This window comes from Klebsiella sp. RCJ4 (genome assembly GCF_009025755.1).
Classification (GTDB): Bacteria; Pseudomonadota; Gammaproteobacteria; order Enterobacterales; family Enterobacteriaceae; genus Klebsiella; species Klebsiella michiganensis.
The window spans coordinates 192,760-217,042 of the sequence record NZ_WCIN01000038.1 but is presented as its reverse complement, the minus strand read 5'-3'; the positions used below and the strand labels follow the sequence as shown (position 1 = coordinate 217,042).

22 protein-coding genes are annotated in these 24,283 nt (G+C 58.3%); 9 read left to right on the top strand and 13 right to left on the bottom strand.

Going from position 1 to position 24,283, the window contains the following annotated elements:
* Window positions 1-173: 173 nt before the first annotated feature.
* The gene (locus tag F8562_RS16090) at window positions 174-1,229 is read right to left on the bottom strand and encodes an SDR family oxidoreductase (protein WP_014229416.1); all 1,056 of its coding nucleotides are present in this window, start codon (window positions 1,227-1,229) and stop codon (window positions 174-176) included.
* A gap of 97 nt (window positions 1,230-1,326) precedes the next feature.
* Here F8562_RS16090 and F8562_RS16085 point away from each other — a divergent pair, with 97 nt between their 5' ends.
* Complete coding sequence (locus tag F8562_RS16085) at window positions 1,327-2,214, top strand: LysR family transcriptional regulator (RefSeq protein ID WP_014838524.1); 888 nt, start codon at window positions 1,327-1,329, stop codon at window positions 2,212-2,214.
* Window positions 2,215-2,285: 71 nt separating this feature from the next.
* On the top strand, window positions 2,286-2,954 hold the full coding sequence (locus tag F8562_RS16080; protein WP_014229414.1) for a class I SAM-dependent methyltransferase: 669 nt from the start codon (window positions 2,286-2,288) through the stop codon (window positions 2,952-2,954).
* 105 nt (window positions 2,955-3,059) lie between these two features.
* Here the strand turns inward: F8562_RS16080 and F8562_RS16075 are convergent, their stop codons facing one another.
* Entirely contained in the window at window positions 3,060-3,290 is a 231-nt protein-coding gene (locus F8562_RS16075; RefSeq protein ID WP_014229413.1) for a tautomerase family protein, read from the bottom strand.
* Window positions 3,291-3,351: 61 nt separating this feature from the next.
* Here F8562_RS16075 and F8562_RS16070 point away from each other — a divergent pair, with 61 nt between their 5' ends.
* The 3 genes from F8562_RS16070 (at window position 3,352) to map (ending at window position 4,911) form a co-directional block, all read left to right on the top strand.
* Window positions 3,352-3,819, top strand: a complete 468-nt coding sequence (locus tag F8562_RS16070) for a winged helix-turn-helix transcriptional regulator (protein WP_014229412.1) — start codon at window positions 3,352-3,354, stop codon at window positions 3,817-3,819.
* A gap of 113 nt (window positions 3,820-3,932) precedes the next feature.
* Window positions 3,933-4,151, top strand: a complete 219-nt coding sequence (locus tag F8562_RS16065) for a ParD-like family protein (RefSeq protein ID WP_014838522.1) — start codon at window positions 3,933-3,935, stop codon at window positions 4,149-4,151.
* The gene (gene map, locus F8562_RS16060) at window positions 4,132-4,911 is read left to right on the top strand and encodes a type I methionyl aminopeptidase (RefSeq protein ID WP_089046366.1); all 780 of its coding nucleotides are present in this window, start codon (window positions 4,132-4,134) and stop codon (window positions 4,909-4,911) included. The genes F8562_RS16065 and map overlap by 20 nt, the downstream gene beginning before the upstream one ends.
* Before the next feature lie 49 nt (window positions 4,912-4,960).
* Here the strand turns inward: map and F8562_RS16055 are convergent, their stop codons facing one another.
* The 4 genes from F8562_RS16055 to ttrB form a co-directional block, all read right to left on the bottom strand.
* A complete protein-coding gene (locus F8562_RS16055) occupies window positions 4,961-6,283 on the bottom strand; it encodes an NAD(P)/FAD-dependent oxidoreductase (protein ID WP_014229411.1) in 1,323 nt (440 codons plus the stop codon).
* A 436-nt stretch (window positions 6,284-6,719) separates the two neighbouring features.
* Complete coding sequence (gene ttrA, locus F8562_RS16050) at window positions 6,720-9,785, bottom strand: tetrathionate reductase subunit TtrA (protein ID WP_014838520.1); 3,066 nt, start codon at window positions 9,783-9,785, stop codon at window positions 6,720-6,722.
* A complete protein-coding gene (ttrC, locus tag F8562_RS16045) occupies window positions 9,778-10,800 on the bottom strand; it encodes a tetrathionate reductase subunit TtrC (RefSeq protein WP_014838519.1) in 1,023 nt (340 codons plus the stop codon). Before ttrC ends, ttrA begins: the two co-directional genes overlap by 8 nt.
* A complete protein-coding gene (gene ttrB / locus F8562_RS16040; protein WP_014229408.1) occupies window positions 10,801-11,529 on the bottom strand; it encodes a tetrathionate reductase subunit TtrB in 729 nt (242 codons plus the stop codon).
* A gap of 177 nt (window positions 11,530-11,706) precedes the next feature.
* Here ttrB and ttrS point away from each other — a divergent pair, with 177 nt between their 5' ends.
* From ttrS to F8562_RS16020, 4 genes are all read left to right on the top strand, one after another.
* Window positions 11,707-13,479, top strand: coding sequence for a tetrathionate respiration histidine kinase TtrS (gene ttrS, locus F8562_RS16035; protein WP_014838518.1), 1,773 nt, complete (start codon window positions 11,707-11,709; stop codon window positions 13,477-13,479).
* Window positions 13,454-14,041 (top strand): tetrathionate respiration response regulator TtrR, encoded by a 588-nt coding sequence (ttrR, locus tag F8562_RS16030; protein ID WP_014838517.1) that lies wholly within the window; start codon window positions 13,454-13,456, stop codon window positions 14,039-14,041. The genes ttrS and ttrR overlap by 26 nt, the downstream gene beginning before the upstream one ends.
* A 170-nt stretch (window positions 14,042-14,211) precedes the next feature.
* Window positions 14,212-15,270, top strand: coding sequence for a YncE family protein (locus F8562_RS16025; RefSeq protein WP_014838516.1), 1,059 nt, complete (start codon window positions 14,212-14,214; stop codon window positions 15,268-15,270).
* 15 nt (window positions 15,271-15,285) lie between these two features.
* Window positions 15,286-17,277 carry a TonB-dependent receptor domain-containing protein gene (locus F8562_RS16020; protein WP_042934098.1) on the top strand — a complete coding sequence of 664 codons (1,992 nt, stop codon included), beginning with the start codon at window positions 15,286-15,288 and terminating at the stop codon, window positions 17,275-17,277.
* Between the two features lie 50 nt (window positions 17,278-17,327).
* Here F8562_RS16020 and tolA read toward each other — a convergent pair whose 3' ends face one another.
* The 7 genes from tolA to F8562_RS15985 form a co-directional block, all read right to left on the bottom strand.
* Window positions 17,328-17,756: a cell envelope integrity protein TolA gene (gene tolA / locus F8562_RS16015; protein ID WP_014838514.1), complete on the bottom strand. Its 429-nt coding sequence runs from the start codon at window positions 17,754-17,756 to the stop codon at window positions 17,328-17,330.
* Window positions 17,757-17,900: 144 nt separating this feature from the next.
* Window positions 17,901-19,013, bottom strand: coding sequence for a M20 family metallopeptidase (locus tag F8562_RS16010; RefSeq protein WP_014838513.1), 1,113 nt, complete (start codon window positions 19,011-19,013; stop codon window positions 17,901-17,903).
* Window positions 19,013-19,768, bottom strand: coding sequence for a glutamine amidotransferase (locus F8562_RS16005; protein WP_014838512.1), 756 nt, complete (start codon window positions 19,766-19,768; stop codon window positions 19,013-19,015). Before F8562_RS16005 ends, F8562_RS16010 begins: the two co-directional genes overlap by 1 nt.
* A 13-nt stretch (window positions 19,769-19,781) precedes the next feature.
* Window positions 19,782-20,861, bottom strand: a complete 1,080-nt coding sequence (locus F8562_RS16000; RefSeq protein ID WP_014838511.1) for a phosphotriesterase — start codon at window positions 20,859-20,861, stop codon at window positions 19,782-19,784.
* Window positions 20,862-20,864: 3 nt separating this feature from the next.
* Window positions 20,865-21,866, bottom strand: coding sequence for an ABC transporter permease (locus F8562_RS15995; RefSeq protein WP_014229399.1), 1,002 nt, complete (start codon window positions 21,864-21,866; stop codon window positions 20,865-20,867).
* Window positions 21,867-21,884: 18 nt separating this feature from the next.
* Window positions 21,885-22,631 (bottom strand): ATP-binding cassette domain-containing protein, encoded by a 747-nt coding sequence (locus F8562_RS15990; protein ID WP_162097199.1) that lies wholly within the window; start codon window positions 22,629-22,631, stop codon window positions 21,885-21,887.
* A gap of 380 nt (window positions 22,632-23,011) precedes the next feature.
* Window positions 23,012-24,034, bottom strand: a complete 1,023-nt coding sequence (locus tag F8562_RS15985; protein WP_014838509.1) for a LacI family DNA-binding transcriptional regulator — start codon at window positions 24,032-24,034, stop codon at window positions 23,012-23,014.
* Window positions 24,035-24,283 lie beyond the last annotated feature (249 nt).

The following is a 24,283-nucleotide window of genomic DNA, read 5'->3' as shown; positions in this document are numbered from 1 at the left end:
CGTTTGGTATTTATACGAAGAAAATGGTTGGTAAATCATGATGCCGGGAGAACCCGGCTTTTTTACGTCCTGGAATAATCATTACCCCAGATACCAGAGCGCGCGAGGAAGAGGCGAAAAACTGAATCGTGGATTGCTCGCGCGACGCCGGCTGACGGTTAAAGCATGCTGTTTCAGGGGATAATGCGCGCGGCTCTCAGCTGTGCGAACAGGCGGAAAAACATGTCGTCGGTGGCCTGCATTTCAGTGTAGCCCGCCCGGCGCAGTTTGCTGCCATCGCCAAACATGTCGTAGTTCCAGCCAAAGACGAAATCAGCAAATTTACCGTCGCTGAGCCTTAAGATGTCCGCTTCCACCAGACTCTGCCCGGCCAGTTCGCGCCAGTACGCGCGGTAATCCACAAACAGCTGGTGAAATGACAGTCCGACCGGCGGGGCGGATGCCAGTTCAAACCAGCTCGCGATGCGCGGCCACAGCTCGCACCAGCGCCAGATGTCGCCGTTATTGACGTTGAACGCCTGGTTTTGCGCCGTTGGCGAGGTTGCAGCCCACAGCGTGGCATCAGCCAGCAACCCGGCGTCCGTATGATCGACGATGCTGTGCCAGGTTTTTTCCGAACCGGGGAAACGCAGCGGTAGATCCTGCGCTTTACATAGCGAAGCATAGATCGCGATGCTGAGTGCGAGATTCATGGCGTTGCCGGGCACCGTGCTGCCGACCACGCCCGGCCTGATCGCGTTCCAGCGCCACGTTTTTCCGCGCTGGAAATGGCTGAGCCAGGTGAGCTGAGCGGCGTTAAATTCGGCCCCGGGTACGCCGGGATCGCTTTCACGCGCCGGGGTTTTGAACGGACCAAGATGCGCGCCGTACACTTTGTATCCCTGCATCAGGCTTACCGTCCGTAGCGGTGCGGTTTGCTCGATGTTGCTGACCAGGTTGCGCAGCATGGTGACGTTCGGTTCAACCATTTCCGCCCAGTTCCCGGCGTTGGCCCATGCGCTGTAAAAAATGTGGGTGACGCCGTTGAGCGAATGCAGTTTTTGCGCGCTGTGCTGCGCATCCAGTAAATCGACGTGAATGAAGGGAATGTTTTCCGGGTGGGACGATGCATGGCGGCTGAGGCCGATAACCTCCCAGCGATTGCGTAACAGCGTTTTCACCAGTTCTCTGCCAATAATGCCGCTGGCGCCGGCGACCAGGGCGACTTTGGGTTGCGGTATCTTATTCACGTTGCTTCTCCAGGGTGGGTGACAGAGGCAGTGTGGTATATTATTTTTTTCACGCATATCCGGTAAAACTGATGGCACTTATAAGCAGAATCATTAAATGAATAATAAGCTCAACGCCATTGCCACTTTCCTGCGCGTGGTAGAAGCGGGATCCTTTTCCGCGGCAGCCCGCCAGTGCGGGATGAAACAATCCGCCGTCAGTCAGCAGATCGCGGCGCTTGAGGAGGAGCTTGGGGTGGTGTTGCTGCACCGAACCACGCGTGCGATGGCGCTGACCGAGCAGGGAGAAATTTACCGGCGCGATATGCAGCTTTTGCTGGAAGCGATGCATGAAGCGGAAAGGCACTTACAGCCAACCGATCGCCAGTGGCAAGGCCGGGTGCACGTGCAGCTGCCGAGCGGCCTGGGGAAGCTCTTTTTGCCGCATCTGCTGGCGCTGCAGAAAATGCACCCCGAGCTGCGTCTGACCCTTTCCCTTGATGACCGCATTGCCGATCTGGTTGCTGAAGGAGTGGATGTCGCGCTGCGGTTGAGCAGTGAACCGCCGCCGGGGAGTGCGGCGCGCGTGCTGGCGCGTATTGAAACCGCGCTCTTTGCCGCCCCCGGTTTTAAAACGGTGCATGCCGTCAGCGAGCTGGCCACCCACCCGCACGTGCGGTTCAGCGGCATCGCGCAGGACGCGCCGCTGCGGCTGGTCTCGGGTGATAAAACGGTTGATATGAAAGTCAATACCGTGTTTCGGGCTAACACCAGCGAAGCGCTGCTGCAGGCGTTAGAGTCCGGCATCGGTATCGGCGGCATGCAGTTACCCCTTGCGGCCCACGCTTTGCAGTCCGGCAGGCTGGTACCGGTATTACCCGCCTGGCGATTACCCGATCGCGTTCTCTATGCGGTCTATCCTGACGCCCGCTTTATCCCACCGCGGGTAAGAAGTATTATCGACGTGATTGAACTATTGCTGCCTGAGATGACGGAGCGTGTCTGACGGTTGGTTTTTCACCTGCCTCTACCGCGCGTAAAGTGACGAGCGTTGCTGCTGACAAAGGCGTCTTGACTATGAACCGCTATGAAAAAGAGTATCGGCAGTTGCTGGCAAATGGCGCTATCGCCTGGGCTGGCGAAGGTTATTTCCGGGCCAAAGAACAACAGGAGCGCGTTTTTAGCTGGCTTCATTTACAGCACTATTTCCCCCAACCCGGCGCGCCTGTCCTTGAGCTGGGGTGCGGGAATGGCGCGATGGCCGCGCAGTATTTTGCGGAACGAGGCTATTCGGTGTGGGGGATAGATTGGTCCGAAACCGCGATCCGATGGGCACAAAATCGTTTTCAGCAAGCGGGTCTCCCGGCAAATTTTTTCGTCGGAGATGTCTGCCATATTCATCAGTGTCAGGATGCGACGTTTGAGCTCATTGTTGATGGCAGCTGTGTGCATTGCCTGATTGATGATGCCCGCCACCTCTGCTTTGCCGAAGTCAGAAGATTACTGAAACCCGGAGGACGGCTGGTGATCGGCTCCATGTGCGGAACCCCGCGTCATCCCGAGGATATTCTCGCGTACGATCCTATCCGCCATCATTTACTTAAAGAGGGCAAACCCTGGCGTACGTTGCGACCGCTCCAGGCCCTGCTGGACGAGATTCGGGCGGAGCAATTTACGGTTCTTGAGGTGAATATTAATGAGAACGCATGGTGGGATCATGCCACCGTGGTATGCAGAGTCGATTAACCTTCACGCCTCCCGTCCGCTCTGGCCTGGAGCGGACGGGAAGCTTATGGGTAAACGTGAACGTTCTGCCGCCAGCGACGGTGCCAGGCTCCTGACCTTGCAGGATTATTGAGCAGACGAAAATTTTGCCGCGATCGCTTCAGCCGTGGGCTGTATGCCGCCCAGACTCCACTGTTCCGGCTCATGCTCATCAATGCGAACCCAGACTGAACGGCGGAACTCGGGATCGCCTTTCCCTTCAATTTCGACAATCAGATCGGTCATGCGGCGTAAAAGCTCTTTTTTTTGCTCCGGGTTCATTATTCCTTTAATGGTTTGTACATTGACGAAGGGCATTGTATTCTCCTTGGTAAGCTAGGTCTAAAATTCATACTCAGATTAAAGAGCGAAAGCGGACATGTCAAAAAATAATTCAGTTGCCTACCTATTACCGGAGCTTTGCGGGCTTTCTGCGGCAGCGGAAATCCTGGGAGATCGGTGGGTTTTGTTGATTTTAAGAGAGGCTTTCTACGGCGTGACGCGCTTTGAAACGATCCGCTCGCATACAAAAATGCCTAAGCAGACGCTGGCAAACCGGTTAAAGAAAATGACGGAACTGGGTTTGCTGAGCAAAACGCCTTATCAGGAAGAAGGCGTGCGCGAACGTTATGAGTATATCCTTACGCCAAAAAGCCGCAGCCTGGCGCCGATCCTGTTTTCCCTGATGGCGTGGGGGCATAAAAATATCCTGCATGATGAACCGCATATTGCGCTGGTGGATAAAGAGAGCGGGGACGTCGTCCACAATGCATTTGTGACGACGAAAGGCACCGTCGTTGAACCTCGTAACATCCAGATAGTGGCTCTGAACCTTAACCAGCCGTAGCGCGGGCGACAAAAACCGCAACCCCATTTTCTGCTTTCTGACGACAAACGTTGTCTGCTTGAGCGGGGAGGCGTAATATACGAAACATATATAAATTGTTACGGTACGTATAAATGGGCATTGTAAAAATTTCCGACCTGCTGCACGACGATATTCGTGACGCCAGCAAGGCGATGTCGCGTTCGGTCAACGCGCAGGCGGAATACTGGATCCGTCTGGGTATGATGAGCGAGCTCTATCCCGAACTTAACCATCAGCAAATTAAGCTGCTGATGCTCAAGTCCGGCTCTGACCGCTTGCTGGAGGTGATCAATGCTATCAATTCCCATTAAGACCGCGGATGAGCTGGCCAGACAGCGCCGCGCAGGTGAGCTGTTGGCCTCGGTTTTCGACATGCTGGATACCTTTATTAAGCCCGGTATCTCCACCATGGCCATCAACAACCGGGTGGAGGATTTTATCGTCAACGATCTGCATTCGCGCCCGGCCAGCAAAGGGCAGTATGATTTCCCCTACGTGCTGAATACGTCGATCAACGAAGTGGTTTGTCACGGTATGCCAAAGGAGAGCGAGCATCTGAAATCCGGCATGATCGTGAATGTGGATATTACGCTGGAAAAAGAGGGGCTGATTGCCGATTCCAGCAAAATGTATCTGATTGGCGAGGTTTCACCGCTGGCCCGTCGGCTGGTGCAGAAAACCTACGAAGCGATGTGGAAAGGGATCAAGGTCGTCAGGCCGGGCGCGACGCTGGGCGATATCGGCCATGCGATCCAGACTTATGTCGAAGGTAACGGCTACAGCGTGGTCAGGGAGTACTGCGGCCACGGCGTCGGCAGAGAGATGCACGAAGATCCCCAGGTGCTGCATTACGGCATACCCGGCACCGGCGCCGTGCTCAAGGAGGGGATGGTGTTTACCATTGAACCGATGGTGAACCAGGGCGATAGCCGGATTAAAACCAAAAAAGATGGCTGGACGGTGGTCACCCGCGATAAAAAACTGTCCGCGCAGTGGGAGCACACCATCGCCGTCACCGCGGATGGATTCGAGGTCCTGACCCTGCGTAAAGATGAAGCGATCCCGGAGTAGCCCAAACAACAGGTTTCACGCCCGGGCAGTGAAACCTGTCAGACAGCGACTACGCGGGCATCTCTTTGCGCCCCACATAACGCTCTTTCCATAATGCGCCCGCCACCCCGATATCGAGGAATGGCGAAGGCGGCATAACGTTCGCCTGGCCGAGCGACTGCATCGCGGCGATCAGCGGGTTGTCCTGGCCCATCGCCAGATCGGCAAGCAGCGTCCCGGCGATAGTCTGTTTGGATACGCCAGCGCCGTTACAGCCCCCGGCGGTCCAGATCTGCGGCGCAAGACGCCCCCAGACCGGCGCGCCGTTGCGGGTGACGCTGATGGTCCCGGACCAGGTTCGCTCCAGCGGCACATCCTGCAGCTGCGGATAGGCCGTATGGAACAGCGCCAGATGCTGGCGCGCGGCGCTGGCGGTCTGTCCGGCGGTAATCACTCCCCGCAATGCCGGATCGACATGCTGGCGGACCAGAAAACGATGATCGTGGGTATAGCGTAGCGTGGCGCCGGCGATCGCGTTGACCGGCGTTAATCCCCAGCTTTCCATTGCCGGCAGACGCTGGCGCTGTTCAGGCGTGAGCGGGGCGGTAATGCTGGCGTAGGTCGCCATTGACGCCTGGCGGCTCACGGTGGGCGAGAGTTCGCGGGAGAGCGCGTTGGTCGCCAGCATCGCCTGGTCGGCGCGGATCGTGCCCTGCAGCGTCGTCACCCTGACGCCGCCGTTTTCCTGACGCATAGCCAGCGCCGGGGTTTGATGGTAAACCGTGACGTTTTCCGGCAGATGACGCGCGAGGCCCGCAATCAGTTTCGCCGGGTTCACCAGAATACAGCCGGGGGTGTAAATTCCTTTGCTGTAGAGGCGGGTTCCCAGCTTCTGGTACAGCGCTTCGCCGTCCAGCAGGCTGTAAGGCTCCTGCATCAGCTGCAGGTTATCCACATACTCCTGCATAATGGCTTCGCTGGACGGATCTATCTGGCAGTGGTATTTCCCGACGTTTTCCCATTCGCAGGCAATCTGGTGCTCGGTCACCGTTTCATCGAGCAGGCGGATCCCCTCCTGGAGCAGGGCGCGGTAATCCTGCGCTTTTTTCAGCTCGGCGGTAGAGCTGCCGATATTGTGCGGCAGGCCGATGATAAAGCCGGAATTTCGCGCCGAGGAGCTGGTCGCGGCGCATTCGGCGTCGATGAGCACGATGTTCAGCTGCGGATTGAGGCTGGCCAGCCTGCGGGCAAAGCTTACGCCGGCATAGCCGGAGCCGATAATCACCCAGTCGGCTTTAATGTCGCCACATAGCTGCGGCTGTATTTGTCGATCAATCTCATTGAGCGGCCAGCCCACCTGGTTCTGATTGAAAGGTACTGATGCAAATCTCACGGTTAATCTCCCTGTGGAAAAAACACCTGCAGGGCAGGTGTGAATGGGGTTGCCGCTCTCCGCGTTTTTGGTCTGGAGTGTGAGTCGGCAAGCGCCAGGGCAGCGTCTGAAGAATCACCACGCTGAATGATAATCACCTGGACAACAATTCAGCAGAATAACAAGGAACAGGCAAAATAACACTTCTTGCTGTAGGGGTATGCGATTTTCTCTGGCCTGCGATATCACCCTGACGGTTCACTACGGCAGCGAGTAGGGTACCTATTGACAGGCAATACCTGTATCCCGCTCAGCAACGGCATGCGTGGCAATCTGGGACGCCAACCTCAACCGGCGCCTTCAACGGAACCGGCATGATGATGGTGGTTTATAACTAATCATGGCCGCCTCAATACCGGTACGCTAAGGAGCACAACCCTGCACGTATCGAAGCGGTCTACACCCGCTCAATCCTTGCCGGCAGCCCCTGACGCACCGCCGCGCCGGAGACCCAGTCCAGCCAGGTATTGCTGACCTCGCGGGTTGGGTCGGCAAATCCCAAATCGTTAAGGTTAATGCCGGCTTTAATCTGCGCCGCGAACGGCATGGGCTCACCGTCGAGGGTGTGCCGCGCCGCGCCCATTTCGCGATGCCCGTAGCCGTGTTCAATCGCGATGACGCCGGGCATTACGCCACTTAACAGGCTAATGACGGCTTCAACCTCGCCGCCGGGCGTGGAAATTCGTACGCGGTCGCCGTGCGCCAGGCCGTAGCGCTGGCCGTCCAGCGGATTCAGCGCCACCAGATTGGTCGGCTTAAGATGATGCAGGCGCGGGATCACCGTCGAGGCGCTGGCCATGGTATTGGATTTAAACGAGATCAGCTTCAGCGGCCACTGCTGTCGCGGGAAAAGCGCTTCGATAGCGCGTCCGTCGGACAATCTGGCCGGATACCATGCCGGGCAGCCGCTGTAGCGCTCGCCGGTGATGGCGTGGCGGTGGGCGGCAACCTCCGCGTTCCAGATCTGCAGCGGTTTTTCCCACAATTGACCGACGCGATTCTCCGCTCGACCGCTTGTGTCCGGCGCGAAGCGCCCGCCGCGGGAGTAGACAAAGGCTACCCGGCTCACTTCGTCCGCTTTCAGGGTCTGGTTGATAACCGGCAGAATACGCTGCACCCCGGTCAGCGTCAGATCCTCGCTAATGGCTTCGGCAACCGGCGCGTTACCCATAAATGCAATGTTCGCGGCCATGCGCAGGTAATAGTCCTCAGCCCGGTGGAGTGGATAGCGGTTACCCTGAGCATCGGTAATGGCGTTTTCGCCAAATCCTGGCAGATTAAGACGCTTCGCCACCGCAATGCAAAATGCTTCCATTGACGCTGGCTCACCGTCAGCGGTTTTTGCGGTGGCGGCAGGGACGACCGGCCAGCGGGCGGTGGTGGCCTTACTGGCGACGCCGGCCCACGGCGCGCTGAATCCCCAGCTTTCGAAATTATGCGTATCCGGAACGATATAGTCGGCCAGGGCGGTGGTTTCATTCATAAAGGCGTCAATGGCGATAAACAGCGGCAGCCGCTGCGGATCCTTTAGTTTCTCTTCCGCAACCGCGCGTAGCCCGGGCACGCCGTACAGCGGGTTGGTCATATTGGAAATCCACGCTTTCAGCGGATAGGGATAGCCTTCGAGCGCCGAGGTCAGCAGCTCGGTCAGCTGTCCGGCGACGAACGGATACCATGGGGCTCTGGCCGGGTAGGGGGAGACGCCCGCCGCCGCCTTGCTGCGATACTCTTCGGAGGATTCATACGCGGTTTTGCTGCGCGCGATGCTGAGCCCTTTCGGCTTCACTTTACCGGCAAAGCTTCCCAGGTTGTAACGCGGGCCGTCTGTCGCGCCGTTGAATTTGCCGCCGCCGACAAACACGCCGCCTTCCAGGCTGAGATTACCGATTAGCGCATTAAGCAGCATGACCGCCCAGGCGCTGTAAAATCCGTTGCCGGCCATCATGCCGCCGTGGGTAATGACCGCGGCTTTACGACCATGACGGGTAAAGGCATCCGCCAGCGCCGCGATCTTATCTTCCGCGACGCCGCACTGCTGGCTGTACTGGGCCAGGGTGAGCTTTTCAGCGGACTCTTTTAGCAGCTGGAAGCCGCTTTTGACCGTCACGCTGAGCCCGTCCGGCAGGGTTAGCTGGCGCGTTACAAAGAGCGCGCCGCGCGGGCAGCCGCTGGCGGCGACAACGTCACCGCTTTCGTTAACCACCACCGGTTCGCTGGCGCCCTCCGCATTCAGGTGAGCAAGGGTTAAATGCTGTCCGGCCAGCCCCACCTGGTCATCGGTGATGACCAGGTGGGTCGCATTGGTCCAGCTCTTTTCGGCGGCCTGCCGCATTGCCTGCGCGCCCGGTAGCGCCAGGTAATCGGCGTTGTAGCGCCGGTTTTCGATAATCCAGCGAATCATCGCCATTGCCAGCGCCGAATCGCTCCCGGGGATCACCGGCAGCCAGTGCCCGCGATCGTCTGCCATCACCGTGGTGAGCGGCAGCGCCGGCGCGACCACCACATACTGAAAGTCATTGCGCAGGCGGGCGCTGGCGAGCTGCCTGGCCTGGCGTTTAAAGGGGTTGCCTGACTGGGCGGGCGACGTTCCCATAAACAGGGCGAACTCGACGTTATCCCAGTCGGGCTTCACGTGCGGATTTTTATCCAGATCGCCCATTAAGGCGCCGGAGCCCGCGCGATAGGCCAGCCCGCAGTAGGAACCATGTGCGCCGAAGTTTTTACTGCCGAAGCTGTTCAGCGCAAAACGGCGTAAAAAGGTATCACGCCCGTCGTCGCTGGTGTTGGTGACCAGTAGCTGGTTGGTTTTTGGGCCGAATCCCGGATGCTTTGGATCGATGGGCGTTGTCGGCGCATAAATGGCGCGCAGGCCATCAACGTGCCCCTCGCCAAACAGATCGCCGCCTTCAACCACCTCTTTCACCAGTTGTTCAAAGCTGATGCGCTGCCATTTCCCTTCGCCGCGTTTACCCGCGCGCTTCATCGGCTCAAGGAGCCGCAGCGGGCTATAGAGTCCCTCGAGCAGCGTGGCGCCGCGCGCGCAGGCGGTAGCGCGGGCATCAAGTCCGCTTTCACCCGCCAGCTGCGCCATGGCGGTTGAAAAAGGAATGGAAGAGTCGAGGTGGTGCTCATGAGAAAGCGGGTGATAAGGGTTGCCGGCAATGCGCAGTACCCGGTCTTTCTCGCTATCCACCCGCACCCGAACGCCGCACTGCGTCCAGCAGCCAAAACATTGGGTCATCGAGATAACCTGCCGGGGATTTTGTAGCCAGCCGGTATTTGCATTGGCTTCCGGGATCAGCGCATTAGCGAAAATACGATCGCGGGTCACTTTACCGGATGTACCGCTGAGCAGGCCATCAATGGCGCGCTTTGCCACCTCGCGATAGCTCAGGGCGAAAGACGCCAGACCGCCTGCGGCGAGGCCGACTTTGAGCCACTGACGACGGGTTAAATTAGCCATGTTGCCTTCTCCTTGCGAGTCCGTTTACGGTTTCACGGACAATAATGAGCAGCGCAATCCACAGGCCGAAGGTGCCAAGGATAGCGAGCCAGCCGTCGGTACCGACCGGCAGGGTATAGGGATTAAACTGGGCATTAAATTTGGGGATGGTTTGCCCCTGAATCAGCAGCGTCCAGCGCATCAGCCAGCTCAGCGCCATGGCGCTGACGGCCAGCAGGGCGCGAACGGGCAGCGTCAGTGGATAACGCAGGGCAAGCGCGCAAAAGATCAATGAAATAAGCCAGCATGCCAGCCAGCCGATCGCGTAATGACGGGCTGAAGGCGAAATGACCAGCCACTGACGAATAGCCGAGCCGGAAAGGGTATCACCGCTGACCCAGATCGCCACGACGACGGCCAGCAGCATAAGCGCTGAGAGCTGCCATATCGCCAACTGCCTTTGGCATTGAAAATCATTGCGTACCGCGACAATCAGCAGGGCGAAAAAGGTTTGCAGCGCGCTAAAGAACATCGCCAGCACAAAGGCGTAGCTGAACCAGACCGGGCGGGCCTGAACCACGGAGACTTCGCGTCCGGTGTAAAGCAGCAGCCCCGTCGCGGTAAGCGCGCTGGCCAGCGCCAGCCATTTTGTGACGCTGTCACTTTTGTTGCGCAGCAGACCTGACTGCCGTACCGCAAACCACAGGCCCAGAAAGAGGATGAATAGCGGCAGAAACAGCGCCCCCCAGGGCATCCACGACCAGGGTGTGGGATAGGCGTAAAAGTGCCAGAAGCGGGCGGTTTGATGCAGGTCCGCCGTCAGCGCCAGCGGCGCGGTAATCGCGCAGGTCAGAGCAATCAGCAGCGTCAGCCGTTCCAGCTTCGCATCGTGTCTTTTGCGCCAGTGAAGCAGGCAGCCAAACAGCGCCGCGCAGGCGGCAATGCCGATGAAAAAGAAATACTGCACCGCCCACGGTAGCCAGCTCACCTCCTGCGGACGCGCCAGCACCTCCTCAATGATCATGGTTTGGCTCATTCAAACCTCCTGCCAGAGCGCGGGTTGGGCATGTCCCGTCAGCGGGGTAACAAACGCCTCGTCCAGTCCGAGATAGAAAACGTGGGGGACGGTACCGTTTTCCGGCTTCAGCACCTTGATGGCGTCATGGTGCAGGGCGAGCGTCTGCGAGATACGGCTTTGACGGTCCTGGATATCGCCGACGATCCGCGCGCCGCCGACGCAGGACTCGACGCAGGCGGGGAGCAGCCCGGCTTCCAGGCGATGAACGCAGAAGGTGCACTTATCGGCGGTCTGTGTCTCATGGTTGATAAAACGCGCGTCATAGGGGCAGGCCTGGACGCAGTAGGCGCAGCCGACGCAGCGGGTGTTATCCACCACCACAATGCCATCCTGGCGCTGAAAGGTGGCCTGCACCGGGCAGACCGGCACGCAGGGCGGGTTATCACAATGGTTGCACAGCCGCGGTAGCAGGACGTTGGTGACCCGATCGCCCAACTGCACCTGATACTGATTGACGTGAGTACGAAACGCCCCCTGCGGCGTCTGATTTTCGATTGCGCAACTGACGGTGCAGGCCTGGCAGCCGATGCAGCGTCGCAGGTCAACCAGCATGGCATAGCGGTGGCGGGAGGCGCCTTCGCGGCGGGCCGGCGAAAAGGGAAATTTCGCCTCCGCCAGCGGCACCAGAGACGCGCCGGCGGTGAGAACGCCCAGCTGCGCCAGAAACTGTCGTTTACTGCTGTCCATATTTTTCCCTCGCGCAGCAATAACGAAACATTTGTCACGCCATTGTTTTGCATGTGATGAATAAACAATATTGATGATTTACAGTGTAAAAATCGCGGCGGGGTCAGCTCTATTGTGGTTAACCACATACCCGGTGGGTTGTTGATCTAAAACAACATAATGAACAGGGATAATCGGGTGAGAGCGAAAAAGGTGCAGCGTCTGGCGCTGCTGGTGACGGCGCTCCTGCTGAACAGCAGCGGGTGGGCGGCGTCGTGGAATATCGGCGTTCTGGCCATGCGCGGCGAGGTCTTAACCTGCAGCCACTGGCAGCCGCTGGAGGTGATGCTCAATCAGCAGCTAACGGATCAGCAGTTTCATATTCAGCCCCTCGATCTGCAGCAGATGCAGGAGGCGGTCAATAACGGCTCGGTGCAGTTTGTGGTGACCAATCCGGCGCAGTTTGTCCAGCTGAATAGTCATTCTTCGCTGCGCTGGCTGGCCTCTTTGCGCTCTTCGCTCGGGACAAGCAACGTTATCGGCAGCGTCATTTTGACTCGTCGCGACAGCGGTATTGCGTCGCCGGCCGACCTGATCGGCAAAACGGTAGGGGCCATCGATCCTCAGGCCTTCGGCGGCTATTTATTGGGATACAAGGCGCTGAGTGATGCCGGGCTGCGGCCGGAACGCGATCTGCATCTGCGTTTTAGCGGATTCCCCGCGGATGCGCTGATCTATCTGCTGCGTGAACGGGCAGTGCAGGCGGCGATTGTTCCGGTGTGCCTGCTGGAAAAAATGGCTGATGAGGGACTGGTAAATAAAGCCGATTTTACCGCGGTCATCGAGCGGCCGGCGGCGATACCTTGTCTAACCAGTACCCCGCTGTATCCCGACTGGTCGTTTGCCGCGCTGCCGGCGGTGAGCGACGCGCTGGCGGATCGCGTGACCCGCGCCTTGCTCAATGCCCCGGATAACGCCGTCTTTCACTGGGGAGCGCCCGCTTCGACCCGTCAGGTGGAAGCGTTGCTGAGCGAAGTTCAACAGCACCCTCAGCAGCGACGGCTGTGGCTGGAGGTGAAAAGCTGGCTTATCCAGCACCGGTTAATCATGGGCGGCATCGGGCTGGCGCTGCTGTTGCTGACGCTGAATTATATCTGGGTGATGCTGCTGGTGCGGCGGCGCGGCAGGCAGCTTGAACGCAACGCTATCCGGCTGCGCGAGCAGGAGCTGGCGCTGCAAACGGCAAGACAGATGAGCGTATTGGGTGAGATGACCTCAGGCTTTGCCCACGAGTTAAATCAGCCGCTGTCGGCCATCCGCCACTATGCGCAGGGTTGTACGATCCGTTTGCAGAAACAGGATCCGCAGCATCCCTTACTGCCCGCGCTGGGCCACATCGATCAACAGGCTCAGCGCGGGGCGGAAACGCTGCGCAATCTGCGCCATTGGGTCAGCCAGGCGCACGGGGAGCCAGGACGAGCGGAGACCTGGGAACATATCAGCGTTCGTCAGGCTATTGACCATGTCTGGCAGTGGCTGCGAATGCCGCAACAGTTTCCCGGGCTATTGCTCAACAGCGATGTCGATCGCCCGTTAACGCTCGTCTTACCGCCGGTTCTGCTTGAACAGGTGCTGGCGAATCTGATCCTCAATGCGGCGCAGGCCGGGGCGAAGATGCTGTGGATTGACGCCGTTCGCGATGCCGGAGGCGTGAAGATCGTCCTGCAGGATAACGGCGGTGGTATCGCCGGGGCGCAGCTTGCTCAGGCATTCCAGCCGTTTGTGACCAGTCGACAAGAGGGGATGGGGCTTGGGCTGGTTATCTGTCAGCGGCTGGTCCGCTATGTCCGGGGGGAAATAAGCCTGGCAAATCAAACGGCGCCCGATGGACGACCCGGTGTCACCGTGGTACTGACATTCATGCAACAAGGAGCGCGGAGCGGCAATGGCGATAATTCATCTACTGGATGACGACCTGGCGGTGACCCAGGCATGTGCTTTTTTACTGGAAAGCCTGGGCTACGAGGTGATGTGCTGGGCAGAGGGGGACGTCTTCCTCGCGCAGGCCGATCTCTTCCGGACCGGCGTTGTCCTGCTGGATATGCGGATGCCGGCGCTGGACGGTCAGGCAGTACATGAGGCGCTGCGTCAGCGCGGCAGCACCCTGGCGGTGGTTTTTCTGACCGGACATGGCGACGTACCGATGGCGGTAGAACAGATGAAACGCGGCGCGGTGGATTTTCTGCAAAAGCCGGTGTCGGTGAAGCCGCTACAAACGGCGCTGGAACACGGCCTGGCGGCCTCAGGCGAGCGGTTTGCGCGGCAAAAGAACGTGGACTGCTATCAGCAGCTAACGCCCAAAGAGCGGGAGCTTGCGCTGCTGGTGGTGAAAGGGCTCATGAATCGGGAGATTGCGGAGATAATGAACATTGCCGTACGCACGGTGGAGGTCCATCGGGCGAGGGTGATGGAAAAGATGCAGGCGGGGAGTCTGGCGGAGTTAGTCAGCATCTTACAGCCGATTATCGCGTGATTTTAATGATTCCGATGAATGAAGCGTGGCGAGCTCCCGGCGGGAACAAAAAACGGCGGTTAATATCAGAACACAAAAATTGGTAGGGAAGATGGAGATAAATGCAATTGCAAATGATATTTATTTTCATTAGTGTTTGCATTCCGTAAGCTACTGTAAAGAAAAATTACATGTCTACCGCATCCCTGAAGCAGGCCGCGCGCCTCGCGCTGGTCATTTCGTTTTCCCTGCATGCTCTCTCCGCCTCGGCTAAGGATTTCACCGAGCGGGACTTCCGCGCTCAGGCTCTCGGCCACGGCGTTTACGAGCTGGCCTATGATAACGGCCAGAAGACGCTCTACGCTGCCTCCGCGCCCTCGTTTGATAAAGATAAAACCGCGGGACTGGTCTTTCGACTGGCGGCGGATTCTCTGCGGATTGATGAGAAAATCGTTACCGAACGCCGCGCCTTCGCGCTCTCCCTGGATGAAGAAAATCACATCCTGTATTTGGGTAACGCGCTGGATGGCTCGCTAACGCTTCTGGATACGCTGACCAATAAGGTGATTAACACTATTCAGCTCAGCGATGATTCAGATCCTGCGAAACAGGCCCACGTCCGCGAAGTGGTGCTGGATAAACTAAACCAGCGTTTGTATGTGTCAGGGATCGGGCGCAAAGGCCAGGGCCTGCTCTGGGTGGTCGATACCCGCAAGCAGCAGCTGATTGACACGCTGAAGAACATCGACCCCGTAGGGTTTGCCGTTGATGCATCGGGCGAAAAAGTCTATGCGGTCACCGGCAACGGGGAGTTGGCTACCCTTGACGGCAAAACGTCGACGTTAATTTCCCGCGTGAAGGTCGATCCGGCTGACGCTGAGCACTATTTCCTCAATATCGCCCTGAACAGCGCCGCCGGAGTCGGATATATCGCCGATACCAACACCCGCGATGTGCTGGTGGTGCGGCTGGACTCCGGCAAGCTGGTCGATCGTATCGCTTCGCCAAACTCGGTCGCTGTGCTCTATAACGCCAAGCGTGAAGAAATCTACGTGACCCATCGCAACGATCGCTCGATTAGCGTCATCGATGCGCGAACCCATCGTCTCAAGCACACCCTCAAAACGGCGGCGATGCCCAACAGCCTGGTCCTTTCTGCGGATGGCGGAACGCTTTACGCCAGCGTCAAACAGGACGAAAAAAGCGATCGGCCTGACTACGTTCTCAAGATCGATCTCACTCAATTCTAAGGACTTTTTGTGGCGATGAAGACACGCATAGACGTGGCGATGGCGCTCGCCTTCGTCAATCTGCCCGCGGTAGCCTACGCCGCTGATGGCGCAGGGATAAATGAAGAACAGATGGTAGTGACCGCCACGGGATTCAGCCAGGAGAGGCGCGAGGCGCCGGCGACGATCTCGGTGCTCGATGAGAAGGCGCTGAATACCCGTTCCAATCAGAACGTCACGGAAGCGTTGCGCGAGATGCCGGGCGTGCTGGTGGGCAACGGCCACGGCAGCCTGGCGACCGGCGATGTACAGATGCGCGGTATGGATTCGACCTATACCTCGTTTATGGTGAACGGTATCAAGCAGTCTACCCGCGAATCGCGACCTTATGGGCATCACATTGGGTCTGAAGCCGCTTTTATGCCGCCGCTGGCCGCCATTGAGCGGGTGGAGGTGATTCGCGGGCCTATGTCATCGCTGTACGGCTCTGACTCTATCGGCGGTGTGGTCAACGTCATCACCAAAAAGGCGTATAACCTCGAAAAATGGACGGGGGTGCTGGAGGATAATTACTTCCTGCAGGAGAAAAGCGAATACGGCAATACTAACCAGACAAACGCCTTCTTTATGGGGCCCGTCGTACCGGGCAAACTCGGCGTCAGCGTGGGGGCTGACTATCTTGACCGTCGCGATGATGACAGCCCGACCCAGGAACGTTTTGTTAAGCATCAGGCGGGGAATCTGGACGCCACAATTTCTCTTTCGCCAACCGATACCCAGCTCTGGGATCTGAACGCCTCCAAAGGCAATCAGGAGAAAACCCATAACGATAAAGCGTGGTACTGGGGCTTTGACCGCGATGCGGTCTCGCTGTCACAGCATGCCTGGTACGGTGATGACCTGGTGGAGGTGAAGAACTTTATCAGCTACGAAAAGGCCCGTACGGAGTACCGCGTGCCCGGCATGGACTCGCAGTTTATCAAGCAGAATAATTTTGAGGCCAATAGCGCAAACACCTTTACACTGGCCGATCACAAGCTGACGCTAGGCGTAAACTTCACGCGCAATGAGCTGAATGACACCTTTGGTATTGCGGACAAGCAGGCGCCCGGGGTCACCCCGGTGAGTAAAATCACCCGTCACGGCTGGGCGGTTTTTGCTGAAGACGCGTGGATGATTGTACCGGACTTCACGTTGACCACCTCTGCGCGCCTGGATCATGACAGCTATTTTGGCTATCACGTTACGCCTAAGCTCTACGGCAACTGGACCATTGACGAAAGCTGGGCGCTGAAAGGTGGCGTATCCGCCGGCTATAAAAAACCGGACCTGCGCCAGAACAACGCCGGCTTTACCAGCGTCTACGGCGCTTATCCCTATTCTGAGATTGGTATCGGCAACGACGATCTCAAACCGGAGCAGAGCATCAACACCGAGCTGGGCGTGTACTGGCAGCAGGATGCGCTGGCGCTCGACGCCACGCTTTTTCATACCAAATTTAAAGACAAAATCAGCGACCATACCATCTGTACCGCCTCGGCTACCCGGCAATGCCAATACAACGGCTATACCGCGGATAGCGTGTCGCAATACATTAACGTCGGGGATGCGGAGATCTACGGACTGGAGCTGAACGGCGACTGGCAGGTGACCGCAGCGCTGAAAGCGAACGCCAACTATACCTATACCCACAGTGAACAAAAAAGCGGTGAGTATAAGGGTTATGCGCTAAGCGATTTCCCCAGCAGTATGGCCAACGTTTCGCTGACGTGGAACACCGCTTCCGATCTTGAACTGTGGACCAAGGCGAGCTGGCGCAGCAGATCGCCGGATATCGGCAAATCCAGCTCAACGGATGCCTATGCGCTGGTAGATCTAGGCGTGCGTTATCGCCTGAGTAAGCACGTCACGCTGATGAGCGGTATCTACAATCTGTTTGATGTGAACCCGGTTTACACTACCGCTTACCGGCAGAAGGCGATGCTGGAAGGGCGACGCTATAATTTCGGCGGCCGCGTGGAGTTCTGAAAATCGTGCAGGGGCCGAATAGCCCCTGCGATAACATGCAAAAATAGCTCTCAGGGCCTGAAGTCCAGAACCACATGACTGAATGTCTGATAGGTTTTTTCATCCGGCGCGGGCGGAATTTTGGCTTCTTTCAGCGCGGACATTACCGCCGCGCATAACGCCGGATCGCCGCTCTCGACCGCTGGATTATGCACCGTCCCGTCACGCTGTAGCGTTAAGCGCACCGAGCATTTTTGCCCCTGCCAGGACGCCGGCTGGTCTATTTTCGCGAAGATAGCCCTCTGGACCTGCGTCAGATAGCGTGAGACGTTGGCCTGCGGTGATTGATCTGAACCCGTTTGATAATCGCGAAACATCTTATCCACTTCTGCCGATACCTTCGCGTCTTCGGCGCTATCCGGCGCAGAAGCACTACCCGAGCAGGCGGAAAGAAGTAAAGAGAGAGTGCAAATGAGCACCGGGCGGATTTTCACGGACATGGTAATGCCTCCTTGCTGGTGATGATGCGTTTCTGACGCGAGACGGTTATCCTCTGTTATTCCGCGATATTATTCAAACGCCGATCGCCTGGTATGCGCTTTAAAGTGACACTGTCACTCATTCTTTGCCTTCGCTGCGGGCGGCTACGCCATCCAGTCGCGGATAATGTCTCCGTATAGCTGCTCAGCCTCCTCCAGCCGGCTGAGCAGGCAGTACTCGTCGGTCTGATGGGCCATAGACGGCTCGCCGGGACCGAGAATAATACAGGGTGGATCGCCCAACGCAGGCAGCAGCAGCGAGGCGTCGGTAAAGTAGGGCACCACGCGCGGTTCAATCGGCTTAGCGTGCAGCGGCTGGCAGCGCTGATAAACCTGCTTAATCCACGCATGATCCTCCCGGCTCAGTACGGCGGGCAGGTCGACCAGCGTGGATACCGTGACGCTTTCGCCAAGCAGCGTGGTCAAGCGCTGCCGGATAGTGGCGTGCTGTAAATTGGGCGCGCTGCGGATATCGACATCAAAAAGCGTGCGGTCCGGCACGGAATTAATATTGAGTCCGCCTTCGATGCGTCCGACGTTGAGGGTGGGCTGCTTCATCAGCGGGTGCGCCGCGCCAGGGGAAAAATGCTGAATCTTACCCAGCGCATCCGCCGCAAGATAGATAGCATTTATCCCCAGCTCCGGCATCGCGCCGTGGGCGGTTTTTCCCCGCGTTTCGCAGCGTAGCCAGAGCGCGCCTTTATGGCCGATCGCCGGATAGTTGGCGGTGGGCTCACCGACGATCAGCGCGCCCACGTCCGGCAACGTCGCGGAGGCGATCAGCGCCCGTGCGCCGTCGCAGCCGGTCTCTTCTCCGCCGGTAATCAGCAATACCGCGCCGCGTCCGGCGAGGATCGTTTCCCGCTGATGAACGCAGGCGACGGCAAACGCCGCTATCGCCGCTTTCATATCGCTGGACCCGCGGCCATAAAGACGCCCGTCTTCTATCTGCGAGCCGAAAGGATCGTACTGCCACAGGGCATTTCCCAGCGGCACGGTATCCAGATGACCGGTAAAGGCTAGCGGTTTACCGGTCTTCGCCCCGGGCAGCCTGGCGATAAGATTGCAGCGTCCCTCGCCAAACGACGACAGCGAAACCGCAAAACCGCGATCGTTGAGCCAGTCGGCGAAGAACCGCATGCAGTCTGCTTCGCTGCCCGGCGGGTTGATGGTGTTAAAGCCCAGCAGCTGCCGGGCGAGCTCAAGGGTGGCGGCCATCAGCGACGTTCCGTCAGCCAGTCAAGGCAGTTAATCCACAGCTGGCGATAGCCGGGCCATTGAGCAAACTCTTCCGGCAGCCAGTGTGCCGACATATCGCTGGTCCACACCAGCGAGCGACCCTGCTGATATTCGCGAATAGCCAGCAGCGGATGACCGGTACCGGCCACGGTCGCCAGCAGTTTGCCTTCCGGATGCATTTCTACTTCGTTATAGCCCAGCAGCCACGGCCATTCGCCCGGAATATCGTTGAACAGGGCGTGGGATTCCGTCACTTCGGCATAGCAGCCCTCCGGGGTTTCAATGCGATCGTCCCACGCCAGACAGCGGACCGGCAGAACTTTCTCCACCGCGGTATGGCGATAGCGCGCGCCGCCGTTAATCCCCTGGAAGCTGTAATAGCCGCCAATCATCATCAGCGAGCCGCCGCCGGCCACGTAGTCATGCAGCAGCGTCAGACGGTTGGCGGTTCGGCGGCTTTTCAGCCAGGTGTCCGGATGCAGCAGCAGCGTATTGGCGCCAATATCCGAAAGAATAATCGCATCCCACTGCTGCAGCGCTTCCAGCGTCAGCGGAAAGTCTGTCGCCGCCGCGTGGGCGGGCATATAGGTAATGGCGTAGGCACTGTCCGCGAGCGCGGCCAGAAAATCCGTTGCGCCGGTGTGCCAGGTGGCGGTGGCAAACTGGTCGAAGCCTTTAACGTGCGTTGAGGTGCTGGTCCAGGATTCACCGACCAGTAAGATTTTTTTCTGCATTATGACTTTCCTTTTATCCGCCAAAAACCCGTTGGGGATTTCCAATCATCAAGGTTTCAAGCTGTTCGCCGCTGACGCCGTGGCGCCGCAGGCGGGGAACAAAATGCTTGAGTATGTAGCCGTAACCGTGGCCGCCGTAGCGGGTGAGCATGGTTTTCAGGAAGACGTCCTGCGACAGCAGTATTTGCTGGATATAGCCGTCGTCAATCAGCTCGCGAATCGCGCGGGCGTTCTCCTCGTCGGAGGGCGACTGCGCCGACTCGTCGGCGTAGTAATAGCTCATGCCGATCATGTCGTATTCGAGAAACGCCCCGCGCTGCGCCAGCTCCCGCTGGTAGCGCTTATCGGCAAAGCTGGGATTCATATGGCACAGGACGGTATGGCGTAAATCGGCGCCTTCCTGTTCGAGAATATCCAGCACCCGATGACCCAGCCGCTCCCAGCCGGGCAGATGGACCTCGATCGGCACGCCGGTCGCGGCGCTGGCCCGGCCCGCAGCGCGCAGCGATTTCTCCTCATCCGGCGTAAAGCGGCTCGAGATCCCGATTTCGCCGATGAGCCCGGCGAGCACCTCCGGTTTCTCCTCTGCGCCGCCCAGATCGTAAATCAGCCGTTCGGTCAGCTGTTCGACGCTGCTGGTTCTTACCCACTCGGGGTGCGAAGGTTCCAGATAGAGGCCGGTGCCCATAATAATGTTCAGACCGGTCAGACGGGCGATGCGCGCCAGCGCGTTGGGATCGCGGCCGATACCGATATTGGTCGGGTCGACCACCGTTTCTCCGCCAAGGGCGCGATATTTCGTCAGCTCTTCAATCGCGACGTCGACGTCAAACAGCTGGCAGTTATCGCGGCTCATCAGCGGATTCAGCGACAGTTCGCCGAGGTTTTCCATTTTCACCGGCATTTCGGCAAGATGGCGATCGCTACAGCAGCAGGGCGGTACCCATTTGCCGGAGGCATCCAGCAGAATATGCTCATGCATCAGGGTAACCCCCATTTCGCTAATCGGCAGCGGGCCAAGCACCGTCATCACGTAACCGCTGCTGACGCCAAGCGGCAGCGGAGTGGGGTGGCGAAAAATTGATCCTTTCATCAGCTATCCTTTTGCCGCGGAGCGCGTGGGGTTGAGAATGCGGGTGTTCAGCCAGATCGCCAGCAGGATAATGGTGCCGGTGGCTATCTGGGTGTAAAACGGCGAAATATGCGACAGGATCAGGCCGTTCTGAATGACCGCAATCGACAGCGCGCCCAGCAGCGTACCGATAATGGTACCGAAGCCGCCAAACAGGCTGGTACTGCCAAGCACAACGGCAGCAATAACCTGCAGTTCAAAGCCTTCGCCCTGGTTGGAGGAGCCGCTGCCGAGGCGCGCGGTAATGATCATCCCCGCCAGCGCGGCGGCCATCCCGCTGATGATATAGACCTTCATGGTGACCGCTTTGGTATTAATGCCGCTGCGTCGCGCGCCTTCGGCGTTAGCGCCGATAGCGGTCACGTAGCGGCCAAAGCGCATATGATTGAGAACAATATGCCCGATAACCAGAATCATAATGCCGATCAGCGCGGGCATGGGGATACCGACTACCCACGCGCGTCCTATAAAAGTAAACAGGCTGTCAGCCGGAACCGGAATCGAGTAGCCCTGGGTGACCAGCAGCGCGATGCCGCGAACCACGGCCAGGGTGGCGAGCGTGACGATAAACGCCGGAATGCCTTCATAGGCGATAAAGAAGCCGTTAATGGCGCCCACCAATCCGCCGAGCAGCAGGCCGCCGAGCAGTACCACCGGCCACGGCAGCCCCCAGTTATTCAGGGCGATAGCGGAAAGCGCGCCGACCAGCGCGAGGGTGGAGCCCACCGACAGATCGATACCGCCGGTGGTAATGACCAGGGTCATCGCCGTCGCGACAATCAGCAGCGGGGCGCTCTGACGGATGATGTTGAGCCAGTTGGTACCGGTGAGAAAGTTGCTGGTGATCAGCGAAAACACCACGCAGCAGAAGACGAAAAAGAGCGCGATGCTGACCACGCCGGAGTGGTTATGCAGCAGGCGGCGCGGCAGCGAATGCTGGATCATGCGGGAGCTGCTTAAGTTCATGATACTCATCCTGTTACCTCAATGTGCAGCCGCAGAGCGGGCGGTGAATTTTTCGCCCACAATCAGGTTAACGATATCGCTCAGGCTGGTGTCGGCCACCCGTCTGTCGGCGACGTTGGTACCTTCATACATCACCATGATCCGGTCACAGACCAGGAACAGGTCCTGCAGGCGGTGGGTAATCAGAATCACGCTCACCCCGCGAGCGGAAACGCGGCGAATAAGCTCCAGCACCGCTTCGACTTCCGCGACGGCCAGCGCGGCGGTGGGTTCATCCATAATCAGCACCTTCGGGTCAAAGGCCGCCGCGCGGGCGATGGCAATGGCCTGGCGCTGGCCGCCGGAGAGATTTCGCACCAGCAGCCGGGTATCGGGAATGGAGATCCCAAGCCCTTTTAGCATCTCCCTGGCATCGGCGTGCATTCTTGCCTCATCGAGGAAGGGGATACCGAGGCGTGATTTCATCGGCTCGCGGCCCATAAACAGATTGCCCGCGACGTCGACCGTGTCGCAGAGCGACAGATCCTGATACACCATCTCGATATGGCAGCGGCGCGAATCGGCCGGATTAGTAAACTGCTGCTGTTCACCGTCGATACGAATCGTGCCGCTGGAGGGGATCACCGCGCCAGAGAGCACTTTGGTCAGGGTCGATTTCCCCGCGCCGTTATCGCCCACTAAGCCCAGCACCTCGCCCGGAGCCAGCTCAAGGTTGACTCCGCGCAATGAACGTATCGACCCGTAGGTCTTGGTGATATTGATCATCTCCACCCTTGGCGGGGTAGTTTGTGGCTGCTGCATCTGATAACTCCCATCGCTGTTGCCGGGAAAATGTTCGCCATCCTGCGGGAGAGATGCTATCCGACACGGTTTACATGCTAGTAAACCGGTTTACCTGCGGAATAGAGCACTCGCCAGCACAGTCAGGACAAACGCTATGTAAGATATTTGTTCGCCAGTAAGAACATTGCAGCATCCGTGCCAGGGCAGGAACAACACAGCAGCCCTGTGATTTAACCTTATGTAATAAATAGAGTTTATTCATTACGCTCCGGTAAACCGGTTTACTGATTATAGTGAATAAAATGTTAATTGATCGTTTTTTGCGCCAAAAGTGGGCGCTTTTGCGCCATTTTGGGACGTGCTTAACAGATCTTGATCGAGTCGCGGCCAATCCACTCTACCGGCAGGCGGGTTTCCGCCGGGATATCCCGTTCGTCGTTCAGCAGACGCATCATGATGTTCACCGCGGTGCGGCCCAGTTCCCGGGCGGGCTGGCGGATAGTGGAAATCCGCGGCTGGGTAAAATCGGCATAGTTGGCGTCATCGAAGCCGACTAACGATAGCGCCTCCGGCGCCTGGAGCCCGCTGGCGCGCAGACCGTCGAGCAGGCCGAGCACCAGATAGTCGCTGGCGGCGAAGACGGCGGTCGGGCGAACCGGCTGGCTGAACAGGGTCCGCAGCGCTTGCTGGCCAAACTCGCGCTGGTAGTCACCGTACATCACCCATTCGGGCGGCCAGCTCAGGCCGGCCTGCTCCATCGCGGTGCAGAAGCCCTGATAGCGCTCGCGTACGCTCATCAGCTTGTCCGGGCCGCCGACGAAAGCGATATGGCGATGCCCGGCGGCGATCAGTTTTTCGGTGGCGATCCGCCCGCCCTGGACGTTATCGGCAAACACTTTCGGCACCTTACTGCCGGGAATATCTTCATCCAGCAGGACAATGCGTTCGTGACGCTGGACTTCTTTGCGCAGCAGGCCGTTATCGGGGCGGTTGGTGGTGAACAGCAGGCCGTCGACCTGGCAGGTATCCAGCCAGCGGATAAACTGGCACTCTTTTTCCGGGTTGTTGCGGGTGATACACAGCACCAGGCTGTAACCGCTGGCAGAAGCGGCCTCTTCGGCGGCATCGGCCAGTTCGGCAAAGAAGGGGTTGGTAATATCGGGGAGCACCAGGCCGAGCGTTTCGCTGCCGCCTTTGCTAAGACGGCGTGCAAGGCTATTGCCGCGATAGTCCAGTTCGCGAATGGCGGTTTCGATGCGATCGATGGTGTCCTGCGGTAGCACAATACTGTTGTTCATATAGCGCGACAGGGTTGCCTTCGACAGCCCCGCCAGCTTTGCCACATCGGATAACAATACGCGTTTTATACTCATTTCCTGCGCCATTTCTGCCAGAATCGGCTATCTGTAACATAGTTAAGCGCGGTGGATACAGCAATTTCTCTGCTAACAATAACCGGAAATAAATGCTTGACAAAATTTAATCTGCGGAGAATTGTATAGGCAGTTTACCGCATCATCCGGGAAGTCATTCCCAAACCCGTTTAACTCATTCCAGTCGCGCACCGACACGGACCGGTTGCCGGAATGAAATTAAGCAGGTATCCGCCGAACGGTCGATGATTGTTCTGGCCA

Excerpts from the sequence above, each read along its gene's own strand:
- F8562_RS16085 (WP_014838524.1), top strand. The coding sequence starts at position 1,327 with ATGAATAATAAGCTCAACGCCATTGCCACTTTCCTGCGCGTGGTAGAA.
- F8562_RS16080 (WP_014229414.1), top strand. The coding sequence starts at position 2,286 with ATGAACCGCTATGAAAAAGAGTATCGGCAGTTGCTGGCAAATGGCGCT.
- F8562_RS16075 (WP_014229413.1), bottom strand. The coding sequence starts at position 3,290 with ATGCCCTTCGTCAATGTACAAACCATTAAAGGAATAATGAACCCGGAG.
- F8562_RS16070 (WP_014229412.1), top strand. The coding sequence starts at position 3,352 with ATGTCAAAAAATAATTCAGTTGCCTACCTATTACCGGAGCTTTGCGGG.
- F8562_RS16065 (WP_014838522.1), top strand. The coding sequence starts at position 3,933 with ATGGGCATTGTAAAAATTTCCGACCTGCTGCACGACGATATTCGTGAC.
- map (WP_089046366.1), top strand. The coding sequence starts at position 4,132 with ATGCTATCAATTCCCATTAAGACCGCGGATGAGCTGGCCAGACAGCGC.
- ttrA (WP_014838520.1), bottom strand. The coding sequence starts at position 9,785 with ATGGCTAATTTAACCCGTCGTCAGTGGCTCAAAGTCGGCCTCGCCGCA.
- ttrC (WP_014838519.1), bottom strand. The coding sequence starts at position 10,800 with ATGAGCCAAACCATGATCATTGAGGAGGTGCTGGCGCGTCCGCAGGAG.
- ttrB (WP_014229408.1), bottom strand. The coding sequence starts at position 11,529 with ATGGACAGCAGTAAACGACAGTTTCTGGCGCAGCTGGGCGTTCTCACC.
- ttrR (WP_014838517.1), top strand. The coding sequence starts at position 13,454 with ATGGCGATAATTCATCTACTGGATGACGACCTGGCGGTGACCCAGGCA.
- F8562_RS16025 (WP_014838516.1), top strand. The coding sequence starts at position 14,212 with ATGTCTACCGCATCCCTGAAGCAGGCCGCGCGCCTCGCGCTGGTCATT.
- F8562_RS16020 (WP_042934098.1), top strand. The coding sequence starts at position 15,286 with ATGAAGACACGCATAGACGTGGCGATGGCGCTCGCCTTCGTCAATCTG.
- tolA (WP_014838514.1), bottom strand. The coding sequence starts at position 17,756 with ATGTCCGTGAAAATCCGCCCGGTGCTCATTTGCACTCTCTCTTTACTT.
- F8562_RS16010 (WP_014838513.1), bottom strand. The coding sequence starts at position 19,013 with ATGGCCGCCACCCTTGAGCTCGCCCGGCAGCTGCTGGGCTTTAACACC.
- F8562_RS16005 (WP_014838512.1), bottom strand. The coding sequence starts at position 19,768 with ATGCAGAAAAAAATCTTACTGGTCGGTGAATCCTGGACCAGCACCTCA.
- F8562_RS16000 (WP_014838511.1), bottom strand. The coding sequence starts at position 20,861 with ATGAAAGGATCAATTTTTCGCCACCCCACTCCGCTGCCGCTTGGCGTC.
- F8562_RS15995 (WP_014229399.1), bottom strand. The coding sequence starts at position 21,866 with ATGAACTTAAGCAGCTCCCGCATGATCCAGCATTCGCTGCCGCGCCGC.
- F8562_RS15990 (WP_162097199.1), bottom strand. The coding sequence starts at position 22,631 with ATGATCAATATCACCAAGACCTACGGGTCGATACGTTCATTGCGCGGA.
- F8562_RS15985 (WP_014838509.1), bottom strand. The coding sequence starts at position 24,034 with ATGGCGCAGGAAATGAGTATAAAACGCGTATTGTTATCCGATGTGGCA.